Source organism: Kitasatospora sp. NPDC001683 (genome assembly GCF_053596495.1).
Window position 1 is genome coordinate 1 of record NZ_JBSFGK010000122.1, and the last position, 19,091, is coordinate 19,091.

At 73.6% G+C, this 19,091-nt stretch carries 20 protein-coding genes; 13 read left to right on the plus strand and 7 right to left on the minus strand.

From position 1 onward, the window contains the following. Window positions 1-92: 92 nt before the first annotated feature. Window positions 93-341 (minus strand): hypothetical protein, encoded by a 249-nt coding sequence (locus ACWCYO_RS36330; protein WP_449786609.1) that lies wholly within the window; start codon window positions 339-341, stop codon window positions 93-95. A 249-nt stretch (window positions 342-590) separates the two neighbouring features. Continuing rightward, on the minus strand, window positions 591-950 hold the full coding sequence (locus tag ACWCYO_RS36335) for a hypothetical protein (protein WP_449786610.1): 360 nt from the start codon (window positions 948-950) through the stop codon (window positions 591-593). A gap of 168 nt (window positions 951-1,118) precedes the next feature. Here ACWCYO_RS36335 and ACWCYO_RS36340 point away from each other — a divergent pair, with 168 nt between their 5' ends. The 6 genes from ACWCYO_RS36340 to ACWCYO_RS36365 all read left to right on the plus strand — a co-directional run bounded on the left by ACWCYO_RS36340 (window position 1,119) and on the right by ACWCYO_RS36365 (window position 7,201). Continuing rightward, window positions 1,119-1,859, plus strand: a complete 741-nt coding sequence (locus ACWCYO_RS36340) for a GNAT family N-acetyltransferase (RefSeq protein ID WP_333493426.1) — start codon at window positions 1,119-1,121, stop codon at window positions 1,857-1,859. A 262-nt stretch (window positions 1,860-2,121) separates the two neighbouring features. Further along, the gene (locus tag ACWCYO_RS36345) at window positions 2,122-3,384 is read left to right on the plus strand and encodes a MurT ligase domain-containing protein (RefSeq protein ID WP_270141562.1); all 1,263 of its coding nucleotides are present in this window, start codon (window positions 2,122-2,124) and stop codon (window positions 3,382-3,384) included. Window positions 3,385-3,430: 46 nt separating this feature from the next. After that, window positions 3,431-4,159 (plus strand): type 1 glutamine amidotransferase, encoded by a 729-nt coding sequence (locus ACWCYO_RS36350; RefSeq protein WP_270141563.1) that lies wholly within the window; start codon window positions 3,431-3,433, stop codon window positions 4,157-4,159. Between the two features lie 352 nt (window positions 4,160-4,511). Further along, complete coding sequence (locus ACWCYO_RS36355; RefSeq protein WP_270141564.1) at window positions 4,512-5,537, plus strand: 6-phosphofructokinase; 1,026 nt, start codon at window positions 4,512-4,514, stop codon at window positions 5,535-5,537. Window positions 5,538-5,656: 119 nt separating this feature from the next. Beyond that, window positions 5,657-6,652, plus strand: coding sequence for a 2-hydroxyacid dehydrogenase (locus tag ACWCYO_RS36360; RefSeq protein ID WP_449786611.1), 996 nt, complete (start codon window positions 5,657-5,659; stop codon window positions 6,650-6,652). A 45-nt stretch (window positions 6,653-6,697) separates the two neighbouring features. Further along, window positions 6,698-7,201 (plus strand): DinB family protein, encoded by a 504-nt coding sequence (locus tag ACWCYO_RS36365; RefSeq protein WP_270141567.1) that lies wholly within the window; start codon window positions 6,698-6,700, stop codon window positions 7,199-7,201. A gap of 85 nt (window positions 7,202-7,286) precedes the next feature. On the opposite strand, the gene ACWCYO_RS36370 is transcribed toward ACWCYO_RS36365, so the two are convergent. Together ACWCYO_RS36370 and ACWCYO_RS36375 are read right to left on the minus strand one after the other, a co-directional pair. Continuing rightward, window positions 7,287-8,030: a 3-oxoacyl-ACP reductase family protein gene (locus tag ACWCYO_RS36370; RefSeq protein WP_449786612.1), complete on the minus strand. Its 744-nt coding sequence runs from the start codon at window positions 8,028-8,030 to the stop codon at window positions 7,287-7,289. Window positions 8,031-8,100: 70 nt separating this feature from the next. Then, entirely contained in the window at window positions 8,101-9,618 is a 1,518-nt protein-coding gene (locus ACWCYO_RS36375; RefSeq protein ID WP_449786613.1) for an MFS transporter, read from the minus strand. A 222-nt stretch (window positions 9,619-9,840) separates the two neighbouring features. On the opposite strand from ACWCYO_RS36375, the gene ACWCYO_RS36380 reads away from it, so the two are divergent. After that, entirely contained in the window at window positions 9,841-10,212 is a 372-nt protein-coding gene (locus ACWCYO_RS36380) for a YciI family protein (protein WP_270141573.1), read from the plus strand. Beyond that, window positions 10,209-11,426 carry an RNA polymerase sigma factor gene (locus ACWCYO_RS36385; protein WP_449786614.1) on the plus strand — a complete coding sequence of 406 codons (1,218 nt, stop codon included), beginning with the start codon at window positions 10,209-10,211 and terminating at the stop codon, window positions 11,424-11,426. The genes ACWCYO_RS36380 and ACWCYO_RS36385 overlap by 4 nt, the downstream gene beginning before the upstream one ends. Window positions 11,427-11,480: 54 nt before the next feature. Here ACWCYO_RS36385 and ACWCYO_RS36390 read toward each other — a convergent pair whose 3' ends face one another. Further along, window positions 11,481-12,452 carry an NAD-dependent epimerase/dehydratase family protein gene (locus ACWCYO_RS36390; protein ID WP_449786615.1) on the minus strand — a complete coding sequence of 324 codons (972 nt, stop codon included), beginning with the start codon at window positions 12,450-12,452 and terminating at the stop codon, window positions 11,481-11,483. 225 nt (window positions 12,453-12,677) lie between these two features. On the opposite strand from ACWCYO_RS36390, the gene ACWCYO_RS36395 reads away from it, so the two are divergent. The 3 genes from ACWCYO_RS36395 (at window position 12,678) to ACWCYO_RS36405 (ending at window position 15,279) form a co-directional block, all read left to right on the plus strand. Beyond that, on the plus strand, window positions 12,678-13,688 hold the full coding sequence (locus ACWCYO_RS36395) for a cytochrome c oxidase assembly protein (RefSeq protein WP_449786618.1): 1,011 nt from the start codon (window positions 12,678-12,680) through the stop codon (window positions 13,686-13,688). 137 nt (window positions 13,689-13,825) lie between these two features. Further along, window positions 13,826-14,464: a YdcF family protein gene (locus ACWCYO_RS36400; RefSeq protein ID WP_270141581.1), complete on the plus strand. Its 639-nt coding sequence runs from the start codon at window positions 13,826-13,828 to the stop codon at window positions 14,462-14,464. 68 nt (window positions 14,465-14,532) lie between these two features. Continuing rightward, the gene (locus ACWCYO_RS36405; RefSeq protein WP_449786616.1) at window positions 14,533-15,279 is read left to right on the plus strand and encodes a hypothetical protein; all 747 of its coding nucleotides are present in this window, start codon (window positions 14,533-14,535) and stop codon (window positions 15,277-15,279) included. A 57-nt stretch (window positions 15,280-15,336) separates the two neighbouring features. Here ACWCYO_RS36405 and ACWCYO_RS36410 read toward each other — a convergent pair whose 3' ends face one another. Next, entirely contained in the window at window positions 15,337-17,556 is a 2,220-nt protein-coding gene (locus tag ACWCYO_RS36410; protein WP_270141585.1) for an NADP-dependent isocitrate dehydrogenase, read from the minus strand. 402 nt (window positions 17,557-17,958) lie between these two features. On the opposite strand from ACWCYO_RS36410, the gene ACWCYO_RS36415 reads away from it, so the two are divergent. Further along, window positions 17,959-18,264 carry an SAV_915 family protein gene (locus ACWCYO_RS36415; RefSeq protein WP_270141587.1) on the plus strand — a complete coding sequence of 102 codons (306 nt, stop codon included), beginning with the start codon at window positions 17,959-17,961 and terminating at the stop codon, window positions 18,262-18,264. Continuing rightward, complete coding sequence (locus ACWCYO_RS36420) at window positions 18,261-18,578, plus strand: hypothetical protein (RefSeq protein WP_270141589.1); 318 nt, start codon at window positions 18,261-18,263, stop codon at window positions 18,576-18,578. Before ACWCYO_RS36415 ends, ACWCYO_RS36420 begins: the two co-directional genes overlap by 4 nt. 58 nt (window positions 18,579-18,636) lie before the next feature. Here ACWCYO_RS36420 and ACWCYO_RS36425 read toward each other — a convergent pair whose 3' ends face one another. Beyond that, window positions 18,637-18,888, minus strand: coding sequence for a hypothetical protein (locus tag ACWCYO_RS36425; RefSeq protein WP_449786617.1), 252 nt, complete (start codon window positions 18,886-18,888; stop codon window positions 18,637-18,639). Between the last annotated feature and the right edge of the window lie 203 nt (window positions 18,889-19,091).

The following is a 19,091-nucleotide window of genomic DNA, read 5'->3' on the forward strand; positions in this document are numbered from 1 at the left end:
CGTCGCGGACCTTAACCACCAGGTCACGGTCGGTTCGCGCTCAGGAAACACCGGTCGGGCACCCGCCGCCGGTCCGCTCCGCAATCGGAGCCTCAGCCCTTGCCAGCGGGCCGCACCACGCACACGGCGTTGCCCAGCATGCTGCCGAAGCCCCCGAGCAGGCTGCCGGTCAGGGCCTTGCAGGCGGCCGCCTCCTCGGGGGTCTTGGGGCCGTTGTTGTCGCCGCTGTTGCTGGTGCTGTTGATGCTGGTGTGGGCGGCCGCCGACTGGGCGAGGGCGAGCGGCGCGGCCAGCAGCACGGCGCAACAGGCTGCGGCCAGTGCGGAGTTCTTCATGGACATCGGGGAGCCCCTTCGGATCGGGATGGGTTCGGCGGAGAAGCCGAGCCATCCCTATCCGAAGGGGCTCCCGCGGGCACGGATCCTGCGCCATCCGTGAGCGTGTCCGCGTCAGCCGCCGCAGCGACCTGGCGTCAGGCCGCCCTGCGCCCCACCGCCCGCATGGCGGCGACGAGTTCGAGCACCCCGTGCTCCTTCAGCAGTCCGTAGTGGTCCCCGGCCAGCTCCACCACGGTGGGCGGCTCGGCCGAGTTAGTACAGCCCGGCCGCCGGCCCGTCCAGGCCGCCGGTCTCCAGGTAGAGCTGGGTCGCGTTCGGCGCGCCGGGCGAGGCGTAGGCGTACTTGGGCAGCAGTCGCTCCTCGCTGTGGAACTGGCCGAACCAGCGCAGCACGCGGCCGAGTTCGGGGAAGCCGAGCAGGCCGAGTTCGCGCCCGAAGGAGTCGGCCGGGCGGGGGGCGAGCAGCGCGGTCAGGTCCTCGCGGGTGACCGGGCCGCCGTCGTGGAAGCGGCAGGTCTTGCGGGCGAACACCTCGCGGCGCTGGGCCTCGCTCTCGCGCCGGCCGGGCAGTTCGATCCCGGCCCGGCCGGCCGGCCGGGCCGGCTCGCGCACGCCGGGGTCGCGGACTCCACCGTCGGCCGCCCGTTGTCCCGGCCGCATGAGGCACCGGTCTGGACCCGTGCCGGAGTCGTCCCGGTGGAAGGCCCGCGCACCCCGGGGCATTCGTGCGTTCACGATCACGTAACCGGCCGGAAGCGCGCCCTCGGTAGCGTCGGCCCCATGACGGCATCCCGCACTCGCCTGGAATTCCTTTGGCACCGGCCCTTCCGGAAGTCGAATCGCAGGTGCGCGGCGCCCGACGGCCAGGCCGCCCGGCTGCCCGCGCTCACCGGCGGCCCGCACCGGCAGGCCCGGCCGCACCCGGCGACGGCCCGGGCCGGGGAGACGGCGGCCCGGGCCGGGGAGACGGTGTCCGGGCTGTCCCTGCCGGCCGGGACCACGCTCGCGGACGGCATCCAGCTGCCGGACGGCACCGAGCTGCTGCTGCGCCCCGCCGGACCGGCCGACAAGGCGGAGGCCTTGGCGATGCACGGCCGCTGCTCCCCCGCCGCGCTGCGACTGCGCTACCACGGTCCGGTCCGCGACGCCGACCGCTACCTGGACCACCTGCTGGACCCGCGGCACGGCCGCAGCCTGGTCGTGGCCGCCCCGGACGGGCGGGTCCTCGCGCTCGGGCACCTGATGTGGGACGACGAGCAGGCCGAACTGGCCGTGCTGGTCGAGGACGGCTGGCAGCGGCACGGGCTGGGCCTGGCCCTGCTGCGCCGGCTGACCGCGGCGGCCCGGGCGGCCGGGATCGGCACGGTGTACGCGGTGACCCAGGCCGCCAACGCCGGGCTGATCGCCGCGATGCGCCGGCTGGCGGCACCGCTGGACTTCCGCGCCGAGGACGGCACCCTGGTGATCACCGCCACCCTGGCCGCCGGAGCCGCCGCCCCCGCACCCGCCCCGGGCCGCTGATCATTTCTTCACCACATCCTCACCGGATGCCCGGGGAACCCGGGACCGGCGGCGGGGCGTCCCCCCGGGAAACGAAGGTCCCTCCGTACACCGCCGTCCTTGACGAACCGTCAGCGCCCCCGGCGACCGCGTCGCAGCAGGCGGCGTGGGGTCCGGTTCGTCCGGCCGGGCGACGGAGTCGGTAGGCTGACCCCGTCCCCGCCGCCCGACGGCCCGTTATCCGGCCAGCGGGTGGTGCCGCAGCAAGGAGGAACCACTGAGCATGGCAGGCACCGAATCGGAGCCCACAGGCGCACGCGACGCCTCGCTGCCGGCCCGCGCCAAGATCGCGGTCACGGCCGGCAAGGTCGCCGCCGCCGTGTCCCGCAAGGCCGGTCGCGGAAGCGGCTCGGTGATCGGCGGCAAGGTCGCCCTCAGGCTCGACCCCGATCTGCTCGCCACCCTCGCCGACCACCTCGACGTCGTCCTGGTCAGCGCGACCAACGGCAAGACCACCACCACCCGCCTGATCGCCGAGGCGCTGCGCGCCGCCGGCCCGGTGGTCTCCAACGCCCTGGGTGCCAACATGCCGGCCGGCATCACCTCCGCCCTGGCCGGCGGCACGGACGCCCGCTTCGGCGTGATCGAGGTCGACGAGAAGTACCTGGCGACGGTCGCCCGCGACACCCACCCCAAGGCGATCGCCCTGCTCAACCTCTCCCGCGACCAGCTCGACCGCGCCGCCGAGACCCGCATGATGGCGGAGAAGTGGCGCGAGGGCCTGCAGGACACCGAGGCCGTGGTCATCGCCAACGCCGACGACCCGCTGGTGACCTGGGCCGCCTCCTCCTGCAAGAAGGTGGTCTGGGTGGCCGCCGGACAGGCCTGGAAGGAGGACGCCTGGTCCTGCCCCGCGTGCGGCGGTGTGATGCAGCGCCCGGGCGACGACTGGTTCTGCCAGGAGTGCGGCTTCCGGCGCCCCAACCCGCACTGGGCGCTCCAGGGCACCCACGTGATCGACCCGCAGCGCGGCGCCTGGCCGATCCAGCTGCAGCTGCCCGGCCGGGCCAACCTGGCCAACGCCACCAGCTCGGCCGCCGTCGCCGCCGTGTTCGGCGTCTCCCCGCAGGTCGCGCTGGAGCGGATGCGCTCGGTGACGGCCGTGGCCGGCCGCTACGACGTGGTCCAGTACCAGGGCCGGGACATCCGCCTGCTGCTCGCGAAGAACCCGGCCGGCTGGCTGGAGACCTTCTCGCTGATCGACGGCCCGCCGGCCCCCGTCCTCCTGTCGGTCAACGCCCTCGACGCCGACGGCACCGACACCTCCTGGCTGTGGGACGTCGACTACGAGCGCCTCGCCGGGCACCCGATCTTCGTGATGGGCCAGCGCAAGCTGGACCTGGCCGTCCGCCTCGAGGTCGCCGGGCTGCAGTTCCACGTGGTGGACACCCTGGAGCAGGCCGTCCGGATGGCCCCGCCCGGCCGGATCGAGGCCATCGCCAACTACACCGCCTTCCAGCAGCTGCGGAAGGTCGTGGCCGGCTGATGCCGCGCCCGCACACCAGTCTTTTCGTGACGGAAGGCCTTCGAGGATGAGTGAGAGCAGCCTGCGCGTGGTCTGGGTCTACCCGGACCTGCTCAGCACCTACGGCGACCGCGGCAACGCCCTGGTCGTGGAGCGCCGGGCCCGCCAGCGCCATCTCAACGTGACCCGGATCGACGTGCGGTCCGACCAGGCGATCCCCACCAGCGGGGACATCTACCTGATCGGCGGCGGCGAGGACCGCCCGCAGCGGCTGGCCGCCGAGCGGCTGCGCGCCGACAGCGGCCTGGTGCGGGCCGCCGAGAACGGCGCGATCATCTTCGGCGTCTGCGCCGGTTTCCAGATCATGGGCCACGAGTTCATCAACGACCTCGGCGAGCGCGAGCAGGGCCTGGGCCTGCTGGACGTCTGGACCACCCGCGGCGAGGGCGCCCGCTGCGTCGGCGACGTGCTGGCCGACATCGACCCGCGGCTCGGCCTGCCGCAGCTGACCGGCTTCGAGAACCACCAGGGCGTCACCCACCTCGGCCAGGGCGTCCAGCCGTTCGCGACCGTCACCGTCGGCCGGGGCAACGGCACCGGCGACGGCACCGAGGGCGCCTGGCGGGACACCGTCTTCGGTACGTACATGCACGGCCCGGTGCTGGCCCGCAACCCCGCCGTCGCCGACATGCTGATCCGACTGGCGCTGGACGTCAACGCCCTGCCGCCGGCCGACACCACCTGGTACGACGCGCTGCGCGCCGAGCGCATCGCCGCCACGACGCGCCCCGCCTAGTACGCCCGTACGCCCCGCCCGGGTGCCCGCGATGCGGTCACCCGGCCCGCGGGCGGCCCCGGACGTACGACAATGGGGCTGCCGGCTGCACACCCTCCTCGGCAGCAGGCTCGCAATTCCGCGCGGGGGCGCCGACGGCGCCGCTCCCGCGTCGGCTCCTGCCCGGCCGGACCAGGGGCCGTATGCTCGACCTCGCGGCCGTTTTCGGACGTTCTGTCCGGATCGGCCGGTCCAACACCTCGCGGCCACCTCCCCGCCATCCCGGTGTGGGAGCGCCCCGTCGCGGTGACGGCTCGTCGTCCCAGCCTGTAGTCCGGCCGTTCCTCGGTTCTGCTCGGGAGTTGCAAAGCTAATGCGTATCGGAGTGCTGACCAGCGGCGGTGACTGCCCCGGCCTGAACGCGGTGATCCGTTCCGTGGTGCACCGGGGGGTGGTCGACCACGGCGACGAGATCATCGGGTTCGAGGACGGTTGGCGCGGTTTCCTGGAAGGGCACCACCGCCCCCTGACCCTGGACTCGGTGAGCGGCATCCTGGCCCAGGGCGGCACCATCCTCGGGTCCTCCCGGGTGCAGCCGAGCCACCTGCGGGACGGCGTCGAGCGGGCCAAGAAGTACTGCGCCGACCTCGGCCTGGACGCGGTGATCCCGATCGGCGGCGAGGGCACCCTGAAGGCCGCCAAGCTGATGAGCGACGCGGGCCTGCCGATCGTCGGCGTGCCCAAGACCATCGACAACGACATCGCCGCCACCGACGTGACCTTCGGCTTCGACACCGCCGTCTCGGTCGCCACCGAGGCCCTGGACCGGCTGAAGACCACCGCCGAGTCCCACCAGCGGGTCATGGTGGTCGAGGTCATGGGCCGGCACACCGGCTGGATCGCGCTGAACGCCGGCATGGCGGCCGGCGCCCACGCCATCGTCGTGCCCGAGCGCCCGTTCCACATCGAGAAGCTCACCGCCGTCGTCCGTGAGCGCTTCGACCGGCAGAAGAAGTTCGCCATCGTGGTCTGCGCCGAGGGCGCCAAGCCCGAGCCCGGCACCATGCACTGGGAGGAGGGCACCAAGGACATCTACGGCCACGAGCGCTTCACCGGCATCGCCACCCAGCTCTCCCGCGAGCTGGAGCACCGCCTCGGCAAGGAGGCCCGCCCGGTGATCCTCGGCCACACCCAGCGCGGCGGCACCCCGACCGCCTACGACCGGGTGCTCGCCACCCGCTTCGGCTGGCACGCCGTCGAGGCCGTCCACAAGGGCGCCTTCGGGCACATCACCGCGCTGCACGGCACCGACATCAACCTGGTGCCGCTGGCCGAGGCGGTCGCCGAGCTGAAGACCGTCCCGCAGGAGCGCTACGTGGAGGCCGAGACGGTCATCTGACCCTCCCGCCTTCCGTACCGGAGCCCCCGGCCCGCCCGGCCGGGGGCTCCCGCGCATCCGGCGGGCATTCCCGTCGCCCTCCGGTTAGCGTGGGCCGGGGACCCACCGGAAGGACGGCCATGGAGATCCTGGCGTACGGAGTGCAGGCCGACGAACGGCCGCTGCTGGAACGGGCCTTCGCGGGCCGGCACGGACTGCGCTGCCTGGACGTGTTCCTCAACCACGACACCGCTCCGCTCGCCGCCGGCTACCCCGCCGTCAGCAGCAGCGTCAACGCCGTCCTGGAGGCCGAGACCCTCGCCCTGCTGGCCGCCGGGGGCACCAAGCTGATCGCCCAGCGCTCCACCGGCTTCAACAACATCGACCTGGACGCCGCCGCCGAGCTCGGCCTCACCGTCGCCCGGGTCTCCCACTACAGCCCGTACTCGGTCGCCGAACACGCCTGGGCGCTCGCCCTCGCCGTCAACCGCCGCCTCACCCGCGCCGCCACCCGCACCCGCGAGTTCGACTTCCGCCTCGACGGGCTGCTCGGGCGGGACGTGCACGGGATGACCGTCGGGGTGATCGGCACCGGCAAGATCGGCGCGTGCTTCACCCGGATCGCGGCCGGCTTCGGCACCGAACTGCTCGGCTGGGACCTCACACCGAACCCGGCCTGCCTCGAACTCGGCATGCGCTACACCGAGTTGCCCGAACTCCTGACCCGCGCCGACCTGGTGAGCCTGCACGTCCCGCTGGTGCCGGCCACCCACCACCTGATCGACACCGCCGCGCTGGCCCGGATGAAGGACGACGCGATCCTCGTCAACTCCAGCCGCGGCGGCCTGATCGACAGCGCCGCCCTGGTCGAGACCCTGCGCGCCGGGCGGCTGTCCGGCGTCGGCCTCGACGTCTACGAGGAGGAGACCGGCGTCTTCTTCACCGACCGCTCCATCCAGGGCATCACCGACGACGTCCTCGCCCGGCTCGTCACCTTCCCCCAGGTCCTGGTCACCAGCCACCAGGCCTACTTCACCCGCACCGCCGTCGGCCAGATCGTCGACGCCACCGCCCGCAACATCGACGACTTCGCCGCCGGCCGCACCAGCGAGAACACCCTCGTACCGAGGAGCTGACCCGGGCGCACCGGCCGCCCGGCGGGGTCTGCTACCGTCCCGCACATGGTCAAGATCGTGCCGTTCACCGGCGGCGAGAAGGAAAGCCTGCACACCGCCCTGGACCGGCACCGCGACGCGGTGCTGTGGAAGGTGCAGGGCCTGGACGACGCGCAGCTGCGGCGGCCGATGACGCCCTCGGGCACGACCCTGCTGGGCCTGGTCAAGCACCTCGGCGGCGCCGAACTCGGCTGGTTCCGCGAGACCTTCGGCCTGGAGACCGGCCCGCTGCCGTTCGACATCGACGCGGACGAGGCCTCCGACATGCGGATCGAGCCGCACGAGTCGACCGCGGACGTGCTGGCCTTCTACGCCCGCGCCCGGGCCGCCGCCGACGAGGCGATCGACCGGCTGGAGCTGGACACCCTGGGCACCTCCTGGTCGGGCCGGACGGTCTCGCTGCGCTGGGTGCTCATCCACATGACCACCGAAACCGCCCGGCACGCCGGGCACATGGACATCCTGCGCGAACTCACCGACGGCGCGACCGGGGACCACGACCGGAGCTGAGCGGTGCCCCGCGCGCAGCGACGGATCGATCACCACGTGCGCGGGGGCGGCGGCCCCAACCACCGCCCCAGCACCGGCCGTTCAATCAGGCCGTGTAGCCGCCGTCCACCGCGAGGGCGGTGCCGGTGACGTAGCGGCCGCCGGGGCCGGCCAGGAAGGCGACGGCGGCGGCGATGTCCTCGGCCTCGCCGAAGCGGTCCAGCGCGGTGAGCGAGCGCTGGAAGCCGGCGGAGTCGCCGTCGGCCGGGTTCATGTCGGTGTCGATCGGGCCGGGGTCGACGACGGTGGCGGTGATCCCGCGCGGCCCGAGTTCCCGGGCCAGGCCCTTGGTCAGCCCGATCAGCGCGGTCTTGGCCGTCGCCTGGAGGACGAAGTTCGCGTCGGGTACCCGCCCGTTGAAGCAGGATCCGATGCTGATGATCCGCCCGCCCTCGCCCATGTGCCGGGCGGCGGCCTGGGCGGCCAGGAACACCGACCGGACGTCGACGGCGAGCACCCGGTCGATCTCCTCGACCGACACCTCGTCGAGCGGCCCGTAGGTGAGGAAGCCCGCGTTGTTCACCAGGACGTCGATCCCGCCCAGCTGCCGGACCGTCTCCTCCACCGCCCGCGCCGCGGCCTCCGGTTCGACCAGGTCGGCTCGGATCGCCACCGCCCGGCCGCCCGCCGCCTCGATCTCCTTGACGACCGTCCGGGCCTGCTCCTCCGCCCGGACGTAGGTCAGCGCCACCGCCGCCCCCTCGGCCGCCAGTCGCTTGGCCACCGCCGCGCCGATCCCCCGGCTGCCGCCGGTCACCAGGGCCACCTTGCCGGTCAGCTCGCTGCTCATCGTTCTTCCCCCTTCAGTGGATGCCGCGTTCGTCGCACCCCGAAGGTAGGACCTGACACGCGTGTCAGATTCAAGCCCTCTCGTACGCGGGCGCCTCCTCCGCCGCCTCCTCCGCCGCCTCCTCCGCCGGCGCGGAGCTCTTCCGCGGGCGCGTCGCGAAGGTCAGCACGGCCAGCCCGGCGAACAGCGCGGCCGCGATCAGCCCGTTGACGTGCAGCCCCGCGGTGAACGCCGAGCGCGCGCCGTGCAGCAGTTCGGCGCCCGGCCCGGCGGGCAGGTGCCGGGCGGCCTCGACCGCTCCTGCCAGCGAGTCGGAGCCGCCGCCGGTGCGGTCGCGGTAGACCGCCGCCGCGACGGTGCCGAGCAGGGCGAAGCCGAGCGAGCCGCCGAAGTAGTTGCCGGTCTCCGACATCGAGGCCGCCGAGCCCGCCCGCTCCGGCGGCACCGAGCCGAGGACCAGCCCGGTGCCCAGGGCGAACAGCGGCCCGGTGCCCAGCGCCAGCACCGCGATGCCGGTCATCACCAGCGGCAGCGAGCCCGCGTCCTCGTCCACGCCGACCAGCAGCAGGGCGCCCAGCGCGGAGAGCGCCAGCCCGCCCGCGATCGCGGTCGTCCGCTCCACCCGGCCGGCCAGCCGCGGCGCGGCCATGGTGCCGACCGCGACCGCCAGGCCCATCGGGGCGAACAGCACGGCCGAGGCGAACGGCGAGCGGCCCAGCACGCTCTGCAGGTACTGGGTCACCAGCAGCCCGGTGCCGGCCATCGCCACCCCGGAGAGCACCAGCGAGGCCAGCACCGCCGTGAACGGACGGCTGCGCAGCAGGCGCAGGTCCAACAGCGGTCGCTCCAGCCGCAGTTGCCGCCGGACGAAGAGGTACCCGACGCCGGTGCCCACCAGCAGGGCCGTCACCGGGAGCAGCGGTGCACCCCCGGCCGGCAACTGCTTGACGCCGTACAGCACCAGCAGCACGGCGGCCAGCGACAGTCCGACCCCGGCCGGGTCCAGCCTCCCGGCCGCCGCGCTGCGGAACTCCGGCAGCACGGCGGGCCCGGCCGCCACCAGCACCGCCATGGCCGGCACGGCGGCCAGGAACACCGAGCCCCACCAGAAGTGCTGGAGCAGGAACCCGGCCAGCACCGGCCCCAGCGCCCCGCCCGCGAACTGGCAGGTCGCCCAGACCGCGACGGCCCGCCCGCGTTCGCGCTCGTCCCGGAACATGTTGGTGATCAGTGCGAGCGTGGACGGCGCCAGCGTCGCCCCGGCGACGCCCAGCAGGGCCCGTACGACGATCAGCATCAGCGGGTCGACGGCGAACGCCGCGACCACCGACAGCAGCCCGAAGGCCGCCGCGCCGGTGAGCAGCAGGCGCCGGCGGCCGATCCGGTCGCCGAGCGTGCCCATGGTGATGACCAGCCCGGCCACCAGCAGCCCGTAGCTGTCGCTGATCCACAGCTGCTGGACCCCGGAGGCGCCCAGGTCGGCACTCAACTTCGGCAGGGCGAGCAGCAGCGCCGTCATGTCCATCGCGACCAGCAGGGTCGGCAGCATCAGCAGGGCCAGCCCCAGCCGTGCCCGGTTCACTCTCATCTCGGTGAATCCTCCGTCTCGGAAACCGTTCCGCCGAGCGGTCGGAGCGACCGGCGGTTTCTTGACACCTGGGCTTCTTGGCACCCGGGCACGGTGCGACGGGACGGAACTCGTGGGAGATTTCTCCGGCGGGGACGTCCAGGGATGTCAAGACGGCGGCGCCGGCTCCGACCGTACGGTCGAGGGGCCCGACCGGGGCCCGCCCACGACGAGGAGTACACGATGAAGTTCCTGATCAGCCTGCACATCAACCCGGCCGTGCTGGACGCGCTGACCGACGAGGAGAAGGCGGCGATCGGCGCCGGGCACGGGAGGTTCATCGAGGAGCTGAAGTCCTCCGGCGAACTGATCGTCACCCAGGCGCTGGTCGACCCGTCCCAGGCCGCCGTGGTCAGGGTGCGCGACGGTCAGCCGGCGGTGACCGACGGCCCGTTCCTGGAGGCCAAGGAGTTCCTCGGCGGCTTCTACCTGGTCGACGTCGAGGACAAGGAACGGGCGATCGAGCTCGCCGCGCGGATCCCGGACGCCGCGATCGACGGGCTGGGCGTCGAGGTGCGCCAGGTGATGTTCTCCGACGGACACTTGGAGGCATGACAGCACCGCACTTCGAGGACCTGCTGCGTGACCTCACGCCGCAGGTCCTCGGCACCTTGGTACGACGGTACGGCCGGTTCGAGGGCTGCGAGGACGCCGTGCAGGAGGCCGTCCTCGCCGCGAGCGTGCAGTGGCCCGAGGAGGGCGTGCCGGACAACCCGCGCGGCTGGCTGGTGACGGTCGCCGGACGGCGGCTGGTGGACCAGATCCGCAGCGACCACGCCCGCCGCGAGCGCGAGAACGCGACCACGGCCGCCGAGGTGCCGCCGGAGGAGGTGCCGGACACCGACGACACCCTGCTCCTGCTCTTCCTGTGCTGCCACCCGGCGCTCACCGCCGCCTCCCAGACCGCGCTCACCCTGCGCGCGGTCGGCGGCCTGACCACCGCCGAGATCGCCCGCGCCTTCCTGGTGCCGGAGGCCACCATGGCGGCCCGGATCAGCCGGGCCAAGCAGCGGATCCGGGCGGCCGGCAGCTCCTTCGCCCTCCCCGAGGGCGCCGAGCGCGAGGAGCGGCTGCGGGTCGTACTGCACGTGCTCTACCTGATCTTCAACGAGGGCTACACCGCCTCCTCGGGCAGCGAACTGCACCGCGCCGACCTCGCGCGGGAGGCGATCCGGCTGACCAGGATGGTGCACGCCCAGCTGCCGGAGGACGGCGAGGTGACCGGGCTGCTCGCCCTGATGCTGCTCACCCACGCCCGCCGGGCGGCCCGCACGACGGCGGCCGGCGACCTGGTGCCGCTGGCCGAGCAGGACCGCACCACCTGGGAGCGCGCGCTGCTCGACGAGGGCACCGCGCTGGCCAAGGCCGCCCTGGCCGCGCCCGAGCTGGGCCCGTACCAGCTCCAGGCCGCCATCGCCGCCACCCACGCCGACGCCGCCACCGCCCGGGAGACCGACTGGGCGCAGGTGCACGCCCTCTACCTGATCCTGGAGCGGATCGCCCCCAACCCGATGGTCACCCTCAACCACGCCGTCGCCCTCGCCGAACTGAACGGCCCGCAGGCCGGGCTCGCTCTGCTCGCCACCCTGGACGGGGACCAGCGGATGGCCGGCCACCACCGGCTGCTCTCCGTCCGGGCGCACCTGCTGGAGCGGTCCGGTGACCGGGCCGGGGCGTACGACCACTACCGGCGCGCGGCGAAGGCCACCGCGAGCCTGGCGGAGCAGCGGTTCCTGGAGGCGCGGGCCCGCCGACTACAGGCGCAGTAACTACAGGCGTCGTAACTACAGGCGTCGTAACTACGGACGTAGTCGAACACCCGCTCAACCAAGCCCGAGCGCCGCCCGGTACCACGGCGCCGCTCCGGCCAGGCGGGCCAGCGGGCCCGGGCCGGGCGGGCAGGTGGCCAGGCGCCAGACGTCGTCGCTGCGGTACCAGTGGTCGCGGGCGATCATGCTCAACTGGCGCTCGGAGACCCTCCCCCGCGTCTCCGCGAGCAGCCGGCAGCACTCCTCCCAGGACAGCGCCGGGCCGTCCAGGGCGGGCAGCAGGCCGAGCCCGGCCAGGGCGGCGAGCAGCTCGCCACTGCGAACCGGCTCCGGGTGGGCGGCGTGGTGGACGCCCACCACCGGGGCCGGCGCGTCCAGCGCGAGCGCGGTGATCAGCCGGGCCAGGTCCGTCCGGTCCACCAGGGAGAGCCGGACGTCGCCGCCCGCCCAGCGGCCCGGCACCCGCCGGGCCAGCTCGGCCAGGGCGGGCACCACCCAGCGGTCGCCCGTCCCGGTGACCAGCGCGGGGCGCAGCACCACGGCACCGGCCGCCAGGGCACGGCCCTCGCCGAGCAGTCTGGTGCGGCTGGCCGCGGACACCGGCGCGGTCGGCACCTCGTCGACGTCGACGCCCGCGTGCGGGCCCTCCCCGTACACCGCCGTGGTCGACAGGTGGACGATCCGGCGGATCCCGGCCCGGGTGGCCGCCGCCATCACCGCCGCCGTGCCCCGGTCGTTCACCGCCGCGCACTCCTCGGCGCCGCCGCTGACCCGGGAAGCGAGGTGGAGCAGCACCCCGGCGCCCGTACAGAGCTCCGTGAGCGCCGCCCGATCGGCGAGGTCGCCGCGCACCCAGACGGTGTGCCCGCCCCCGGTGTGCCCGCCCCCTGCGGGCTCCCCGCGCACCAGCGCCCGCACCGGGACGCCGCGCGCCGCGAGAGCCGCCCGTACGGCCGAGCCGATGAAGCCGGTCGCCCCGGTGAGTGCGACCGCGGCCCCTGCCCCGGGCCGCTGCGACGCCGCCATGGCTGACTCCTCCCTGCCGACCGGCCGGTCAGTCTAGCCACGACCTCGCACCCTGCCGGAGCCACCCGCACGGAGCCCGTACGGAGCCCGTACGGAGGGGGCGGCGGTATGGCCGAGGTAAGGCCCACCTAGGCTGTATGCCAAGCAAAACGGGCGAACCGGACCCCCAGCGGGGACCACGAGGACGGAAAGCGGGACCCGCCGATGGGCGACGGAATGTCAGGAATGCACCACCACGGCGGGATGACCCGACTAGGCCCGTTCACCCTCTCCCACGCCTGGACCTGGTCCCCGGACTGGGTGTTCCTGCTCGGCGGCCTGGTCGCGCTGGCGCTGTACCTGGTCGGCGTGGTCCGGCTGTACCGGCGCGGCGACCGCTGGCCGGTCGGCCGGGTCATCGGCTGGGTCGCGGGCGTCGCCAGCTTGCTGCTGGTCACCTGCAGCGGGCTGAACGACTACGGCATGGTGCTGTTCAGCGCGCACATGATCCAGCACATGGTGCTGTCCATGCTGACGCCGATCCTGCTGCTGCTCGGCGCCCCGATCACCCTCTCGCTGCGCGCCCTGCGCCCGGCCGGCAAGGGACGGCCGCGCGGGCCGCGCGAGTTGCTGGTGGCGCTGCTGCACAGCCGGTACGTCCGGGTGGTCTCGCACCCGGCCTTCACCATCCCGCTGTTCATCGCGAGCCTGTACGGGGTCTACTTCACCCCGGTGTTCGACCTCCTGATGCAGTACCGGCTCGGGCACATCTTCATGATGGTCCACTTCCTCATGACCGGTCTGGCCTTCTTCTGGCCGATCATGGGCGTGGACCCGGGCCCGCACCGCCCCGGACACGTGATGCGGATCATCGAGCTGTTCATGGGGATGCCGTTCCACGCCTTCTTCGGCGTGGCGGTGATGATGGCCAGCCACCCGCTGGTCTCCACCTTCACCGTCCAGGCCGCACCGCCCGGGACGGACCTGTTGGAGGACCAGAAGCTGGCCGGCGGCATCACCTGGGCGTTCGGCGAGATCCCGACCGCGATCGTGCTGATCGCGCTGGTCTACCAGTGGATGGGCTCCGAGCAGCGGAAGGCCCGTCGCGCAGACCGCGCCGAGGAGCGCAGCGGCGACGCCGAGCTGGAGGCGTACAACGCCTACCTGGCCTCGCTGCACACCCGCGGCGGGCGCCCGGCCGCGGGCGGTCCGGCGGCCCCCGCCGCCCCGGTCACCCCGGCGGCCGACGCCGGCTGAGCCCCGCCGGCCGGAGCGCCCCGGTGCCTCCCTGCCCACCCGGGAGCCCACGTCCTCCCCGAGGAGGACGTGGGCTCCGTCGTACCGGGTCCCGCCGTGCTTCGGAACGGTGGTTCCACCGGGCGCGTTCGACGGATATGCGCGCCCTGTTCCCGCTCGCCGTCCTGCTCGGCGGATACGTCCTGCTCTGGCTGCTCGGCTTCCTCGGCTGCGCGCTGCGCCAGCGCCGCCGGCCGGTCCCGCTCGGCGCCGACTACCTGGTGGTCCTGGGCGCCGCGCTGGACGGCTGCGAGCCCGCGCCGGCCCTGGCGGCCCGGCTGGACGCCGCGCTGGAACGTTTCGCCCTGGAGGAGGCCGCCGGACACGCCCCGCTGCTGCTGGTGACCGGCGGCAAGGGCCCGCACGAGGACTGCACCGAGGCCGGCGCGATGGCCCGCTACCTGCTCGCCCGAGGCGTCCCGGCCGAGCGGATCCGCCGCGAGGATCGGGCCGTGAACACCGCCGAGAACCTGCGCTTCAGCGCCGCCCTGATGGCCGCCGAGCGCCCCGGCTACCGCTGCACCGTCGTCACCAGCGGCTTCCACACCGTCCGCTCCGCCCTGGCCGCCCGCCGGGCCGGCGCCCCCGGCCGGGTGCTCGGCGCGGACGGGCCGCTCGCGCACGGCCCGTACCAGCTGCTGCGCGAGGCGGTCGGCACGGCGCTCGCGCTGCCGCGCGCCAACGGCGCCGCGCTCCTGCTGCTGACCGGCACCGGAGTGGTGCTGGGACTGGCCTGAACGGGCCATGAGATCTTGCCACCCGGTCCGTCAGTATGAGGACGGAAACCGAGCGCGCGGGGGCGGGCATGGCAGAACCGGAGAACGGGTGGAGCCCGCTCCATCGGATCGGCGCCGCGGTCAGCGTGCCGGCCTTCGTGACGGCGGCGGTGGTGGCCGGCCTGGCCGCCCGGGACTGGACGCTGGACGACCCGGCCTGGCTCGGCGCGCGCCCCTGGGTGGTCGGGCCGGCGCTGATGGTGGGCCTGCTCGGCCTGGTCCCGGCGCTGGGCTGGGCCGAGGCGGGCACAGGACTCACGCTGTTCCTGTTCTTCGCGGTGCCCGCCGTCCTCTGCACCGCGCTGACCACCCAGGACGTCCTGGACGTCCGGCAGTGGCTGCGCACCGACCAGTCGGTGACCGTCACCCTCAGCGGCTGCCACCGCTCGGGCACCCGGACGAACGTGATCGGCGACTACCAGGACACCAACGACGTCTACGACTGCACGTACTCCTGGACGGCCGGGGGCCGGAACTGGGAGCAGGTCCGCACGACCGAGAAGAACCACCGCGACGGCTACCGGACGGACATGTGGACGGACCCGTCGACCGGTGAGCTCGCCGACCACAGCATCGTCAGCACGGCCTGGGGGATCTTCTGGACCGGCGTCGTCGCTCTGCCTTCGCTGTTCTTCGGCCCGGGCCTGGTCTTCGCACTGTACGAATCCCGGCTACTCCGCCGGCCCGCCCGGGAAGTCCGCGACGCGGCAAGATCACGCTCAACGCCCACGGTCCTCGCAACTCCCGCAGATCGCGGGTGTTGCGAGGACCGTTAGAACCGAAGCCCGCCGCAGCGGACCCGGGGGCCTCCCCTTGGTTCAACCCGCCTGGTGTCAGGCCAGGTTGGCGAGCGCCTCGTTGAAGGTCTTCGACGGGCGCATCACGGCCGCGGCCTTGGCCGGGTCCGGCTGGTAGTAGCCGCCGAGGTCGACGGCCGAGCCCTGGACGGCGATCAGCTCGTCCACGATGGCCTTCTCCTGCTCGGTCAGCGCCTTGGCGAGGCCGTCGAAGGCCTGGGCCAGCTCGGCGTCGGCGGTCTGCTTGGCCAGCTCCTGGGCCCAGTACATGGCCAGGTAGAAGTGGCTGCCGCGGTTGTCGATGCCGCCGAGGCGGCGGCTCGGCGACTTGTCCTCGTTGAGGAAGGTGCCGGTGGCGCGGTCCAGGGTGTCGGCCAGCACCTGGGCGCGGGCGTTGCCGGTGCTGGTGGCCAGGTGCTCGAAGCTGGCGGCCAGCGCGAAGAACTCGCCCAGGCTGTCCCAGCGCAGGTAGTTCTCCTTGACCAGCTGCTGGACGTGCTTCGGGGCGGAGCCACCAGCGCCGGTCTCGAACAGGCCGCCGCCCGCCATCAGCGGGACGACCGACAGCATCTTGGCGCTGGTGCCCAGCTCCAGGATCGGGAACAGGTCGGTCAGGTAGTCACGCAGCACGTTGCCGGTCACCGAGATGGTGTTCTCGCCGCGGCGGATGCGCTCCAGCGAGAACTTGGTGGCCTCGACCGGGGACTTGATCTCGATCCGCAGGCCGGTGGTGTCGTGCTGCGGGAGGTAGGTCTTGACCTTCTCGATCAGCACGGCGTCGTGGGCGCGGTTCTCGTCCAGCCAGAACACCGCCGGGTCGCCGGTGGCGCGGGCGCGGGTGACGGCCAGCTTGACCCAGTCCTGGATCGGGGCGTCCTTGGTCTGGCAGGCGCGGAAGATGTCGCCCGGCTGGACGGCCTGCTCCAGCACCACGTTGCCCTCGGTGTCGACCAGGCGGACGGTGCCGGCGGCCTCGATCTCGAAGGTCTTGTCGTGGGAGCCGTACTCCTCGGCGGCCTGGGCCATCAGGCCGACGTTCGGGACCGAGCCGATGGTGGCCGGGTCCAGGGCGCCGTTGGCGCGGCAGTCGTCGATGACGGCCTGGTACACGCCGGCGTAGCTGTGGTCCGGCAGCACGGCGAGGGTGTCGGCCTCCTGGCCGTCCGGACCCCACATGTGGCCGGAGGTGCGGATCATGGCCGGCATCGAGGCGTCGACGATGACGTCGCTCGGCACGTGCAGGTTGGTGATGCCCTTGTCCGAGTCGACCATGGCCAGGGCCGGGCCCTCGGCCAGCTCGGCGTCGAAAGAGGCCTTGATCTCGGCGCCGTTCGGCAGCTTGTCGAGGCCGGCCAGGATGCCGCCGAGGCCGTTGTTCGGGTTCAGACCGGCGGCGGCCAGCGCCTCGCCGTACGCGGCGAAGGTCTTCGGGAAGAAGGCGCGGACCACGTGGCCGAAGATGATCGGGTCGGAGACCTTCATCATGGTGGCCTTGAGGTGCACCGAGAACAGCACGCCCTCGGCCTTGGCGCGGGCGACCTGGGCGGCCAGGAACCGGTTCAGGGCGTCGGCGCGCATCACCGAGGCGTCGACGACCTCGCCGGCCAGCACCGGGACCTTCTCGCGCAGCACGGTGGTGGTGCCGTCCTGGGCGACCAGCTCGATGCGCAGGGCGCCGTCGGCGGCGATCACGGCGGACTTCTCGGTGCTCGCGAAGTCGTTCTCGCCCATGGTGGCGACGTTGGTCTTGGACTCGGCGGTCCAGGCACCCATGCGGTGAGGGTGGGTCTTGGCGTAGTTCTTGACCGACAGCGGGGCGCGGCGGTCCGAGTTGCCCTCACGCAGGACCGGGTTGACCGCGCTGCCCTTGACCTTGTCGTAGCGGGCGCGGACGTCCTTGTCCTCGTCGGTCCGCGGGTCGTCCGGGTAGTCCGGCAGGGCGTAGCCCTGGGCCTGCAGCTCGGCGATGGCGGCCTTCAGCTGCGGCACGGAGGCCGAGATGTTCGGCAGCTTGATGATGTTGGCGCTCGGGGTCTTGGCGAGCTCGCCCAGCTCGGCCAGGGCGTCACCGATCCGCTGGGCCTCGGTCAGACGCTCCGGGAAGCTGGCGATGATCCGCCCGGCCAGGGAGATGTCACGGGTCTCCACCCGCACGCCCGCCGTCGAGGCGTACGCCTGGACCACCGGCAGGAACGAGTAGGTCGCCAGGGCCGGAGCCTCGTCGGTGTGCGTATAGATGATGGTCGAGTCAGTCATCGGTACTCCGCTTCACGTCTCCAACGTCTTGACGTCAAGATATCTCGTCCCGGGCCCCTCGCTCCACCTGCCCCCGCCCCGGAGCGTGCGCCGGTCCCGTCCGGGGGCGCGGCGAGGGCCGTCTCCACCGTGGTCCGGAGCCGACCGGGCGGCAAGCGGAGCGCTCCCGGCGCTTCCGGATCAGGTGGCGGTCGGCCGGTGTTCCGGAACCGGTCGGGCGGAGTTCGGGCGGCCGGGGAATCCGCCTAGTCCAATCGAGTGAGTCGGGTGTCAGGAGTGCGTCAACGCACCATCCCATTCGGTCAACGGTGCGTCAGGACCGCTGTCGTACGCGCCGACCCGGCCTAGCGTCGGAACAGAGCAGTTCCGGCAGCCACCACCACCCCACTCGGGAGCATCCGCATGGCCCGCGTCGTCTGGCACGTCCCGGTCACCACCACCGCCACCGGAAGCACCACCGCCCTCCGCCTCTTCCGCACGCGCGACGGCCGCCGGTGCGCGGTCGGGTTCTCCAGCCCCGAAGACCTCGCCGCGCTCCTCGGACCGGACCAGGTCCACACCGAACTCGGCGAGCCCGCCCTGCGCGCCCTCACCACCCCGCTCGGCATCGACGCCCTGGTGCTCGACCCGCGCCTGGTCGCCCCGCCCGTCCCCACCCCCGCCGCCGGACCCACCCCGGCCCCGACCGCACAACTCCAGCACCGGTGACCGCCCCGCTGCACCTCGTCCCGGACGCCCCGGGACACCCCGAAGGGACCCGGGCCCTGCACGCCATCGCCCGGATCAGCCACGGACCGGTCCCGCTCGACTTCGACCGCCTGGCGGCGGAGTTCCCGGCCGTACGGAGCGGCCTCGCCCTCGCCGGCGACGCCGACCTGGAACTCCGCCTCGCCTGCACCGGCCCGGAGGAACTGCGGGCCGTCGCCGCCGCCCTGCACCGGGCGGGCGCCACCAGGGTCCGCATCGACCTGGTGCTGCGGGCCCTCACCCCGGCACCGGTGACCCTGCGGCCGGTGCCGTGACCCGGTGCCCGGGCCGGGCGTCGGGGCTCAGGCGTCGCGGGCCGGGCCTCGCCGTACCTCACTCGAATCCGGGGCGCGGGTCCGGATTGATCGCCTGACCGTCGATCTCCGCACCCCAGGCGTCCTCGCCACTGGCGTCGACGCAGTAGCCGCTGCCCTCGACGTGCCCGCCCGCGGCACGGCAGGTCTCGGCGGTGACGTCGCGCCGGCCGCTCGCCGCCGCGGAGGCGGCCGGGGCCACGGCACCGGCGGCGAGGAGGACGGCGGTCGCGGTCGTGACGGCCACCCGGGCCGCGCGTGAGGTCTTCATGCGGCCCACGACAGCACGACGACCTTCCCCCGGCGACCACGACTCGCCCGCCCGGAGGCACCAAATCCAGGCCGGGGCCCCGCCCGACGCCCGCGCCCCGCGATCCCGGCGCGCAGCGCCCCCGCCTCGGCGCCGGGAAGCCGGAAGCCTGGAACCCGGGGCCCGACGCCGGAGGCCCGAACGCCCCGGAGCCGGGGCACGCC

Excerpts from the sequence above, each read along its gene's own strand:
- ACWCYO_RS36330 (WP_449786609.1), bottom strand. The coding sequence starts at position 341 with ATGTCCATGAAGAACTCCGCACTGGCCGCAGCCTGTTGCGCCGTGCTG.
- ACWCYO_RS36340 (WP_333493426.1), top strand. The coding sequence starts at position 1,119 with ATGACGGCATCCCGCACTCGCCTGGAATTCCTTTGGCACCGGCCCTTC.
- ACWCYO_RS36345 (WP_270141562.1), top strand. The coding sequence starts at position 2,122 with ATGGCAGGCACCGAATCGGAGCCCACAGGCGCACGCGACGCCTCGCTG.
- ACWCYO_RS36350 (WP_270141563.1), top strand. The coding sequence starts at position 3,431 with ATGAGTGAGAGCAGCCTGCGCGTGGTCTGGGTCTACCCGGACCTGCTC.
- ACWCYO_RS36355 (WP_270141564.1), top strand. The coding sequence starts at position 4,512 with ATGCGTATCGGAGTGCTGACCAGCGGCGGTGACTGCCCCGGCCTGAAC.
- ACWCYO_RS36360 (WP_449786611.1), top strand. The coding sequence starts at position 5,657 with ATGGAGATCCTGGCGTACGGAGTGCAGGCCGACGAACGGCCGCTGCTG.
- ACWCYO_RS36365 (WP_270141567.1), top strand. The coding sequence starts at position 6,698 with ATGGTCAAGATCGTGCCGTTCACCGGCGGCGAGAAGGAAAGCCTGCAC.
- ACWCYO_RS36370 (WP_449786612.1), bottom strand. The coding sequence starts at position 8,030 with ATGAGCAGCGAGCTGACCGGCAAGGTGGCCCTGGTGACCGGCGGCAGC.
- ACWCYO_RS36375 (WP_449786613.1), bottom strand. The coding sequence starts at position 9,618 with ATGAGAGTGAACCGGGCACGGCTGGGGCTGGCCCTGCTGATGCTGCCG.
- ACWCYO_RS36380 (WP_270141573.1), top strand. The coding sequence starts at position 9,841 with ATGAAGTTCCTGATCAGCCTGCACATCAACCCGGCCGTGCTGGACGCG.
- ACWCYO_RS36385 (WP_449786614.1), top strand. The coding sequence starts at position 10,209 with ATGACAGCACCGCACTTCGAGGACCTGCTGCGTGACCTCACGCCGCAG.
- ACWCYO_RS36390 (WP_449786615.1), bottom strand. The coding sequence starts at position 12,452 with ATGGCGGCGTCGCAGCGGCCCGGGGCAGGGGCCGCGGTCGCACTCACC.
- ACWCYO_RS36395 (WP_449786618.1), top strand. The coding sequence starts at position 12,678 with ATGCACCACCACGGCGGGATGACCCGACTAGGCCCGTTCACCCTCTCC.
- ACWCYO_RS36400 (WP_270141581.1), top strand. The coding sequence starts at position 13,826 with ATGCGCGCCCTGTTCCCGCTCGCCGTCCTGCTCGGCGGATACGTCCTG.
- ACWCYO_RS36405 (WP_449786616.1), top strand. The coding sequence starts at position 14,533 with ATGGCAGAACCGGAGAACGGGTGGAGCCCGCTCCATCGGATCGGCGCC.
- ACWCYO_RS36410 (WP_270141585.1), bottom strand. The coding sequence starts at position 17,556 with ATGACTGACTCGACCATCATCTATACGCACACCGACGAGGCTCCGGCC.
- ACWCYO_RS36415 (WP_270141587.1), top strand. The coding sequence starts at position 17,959 with ATGGCCCGCGTCGTCTGGCACGTCCCGGTCACCACCACCGCCACCGGA.
- ACWCYO_RS36425 (WP_449786617.1), bottom strand. The coding sequence starts at position 18,888 with ATGAAGACCTCACGCGCGGCCCGGGTGGCCGTCACGACCGCGACCGCC.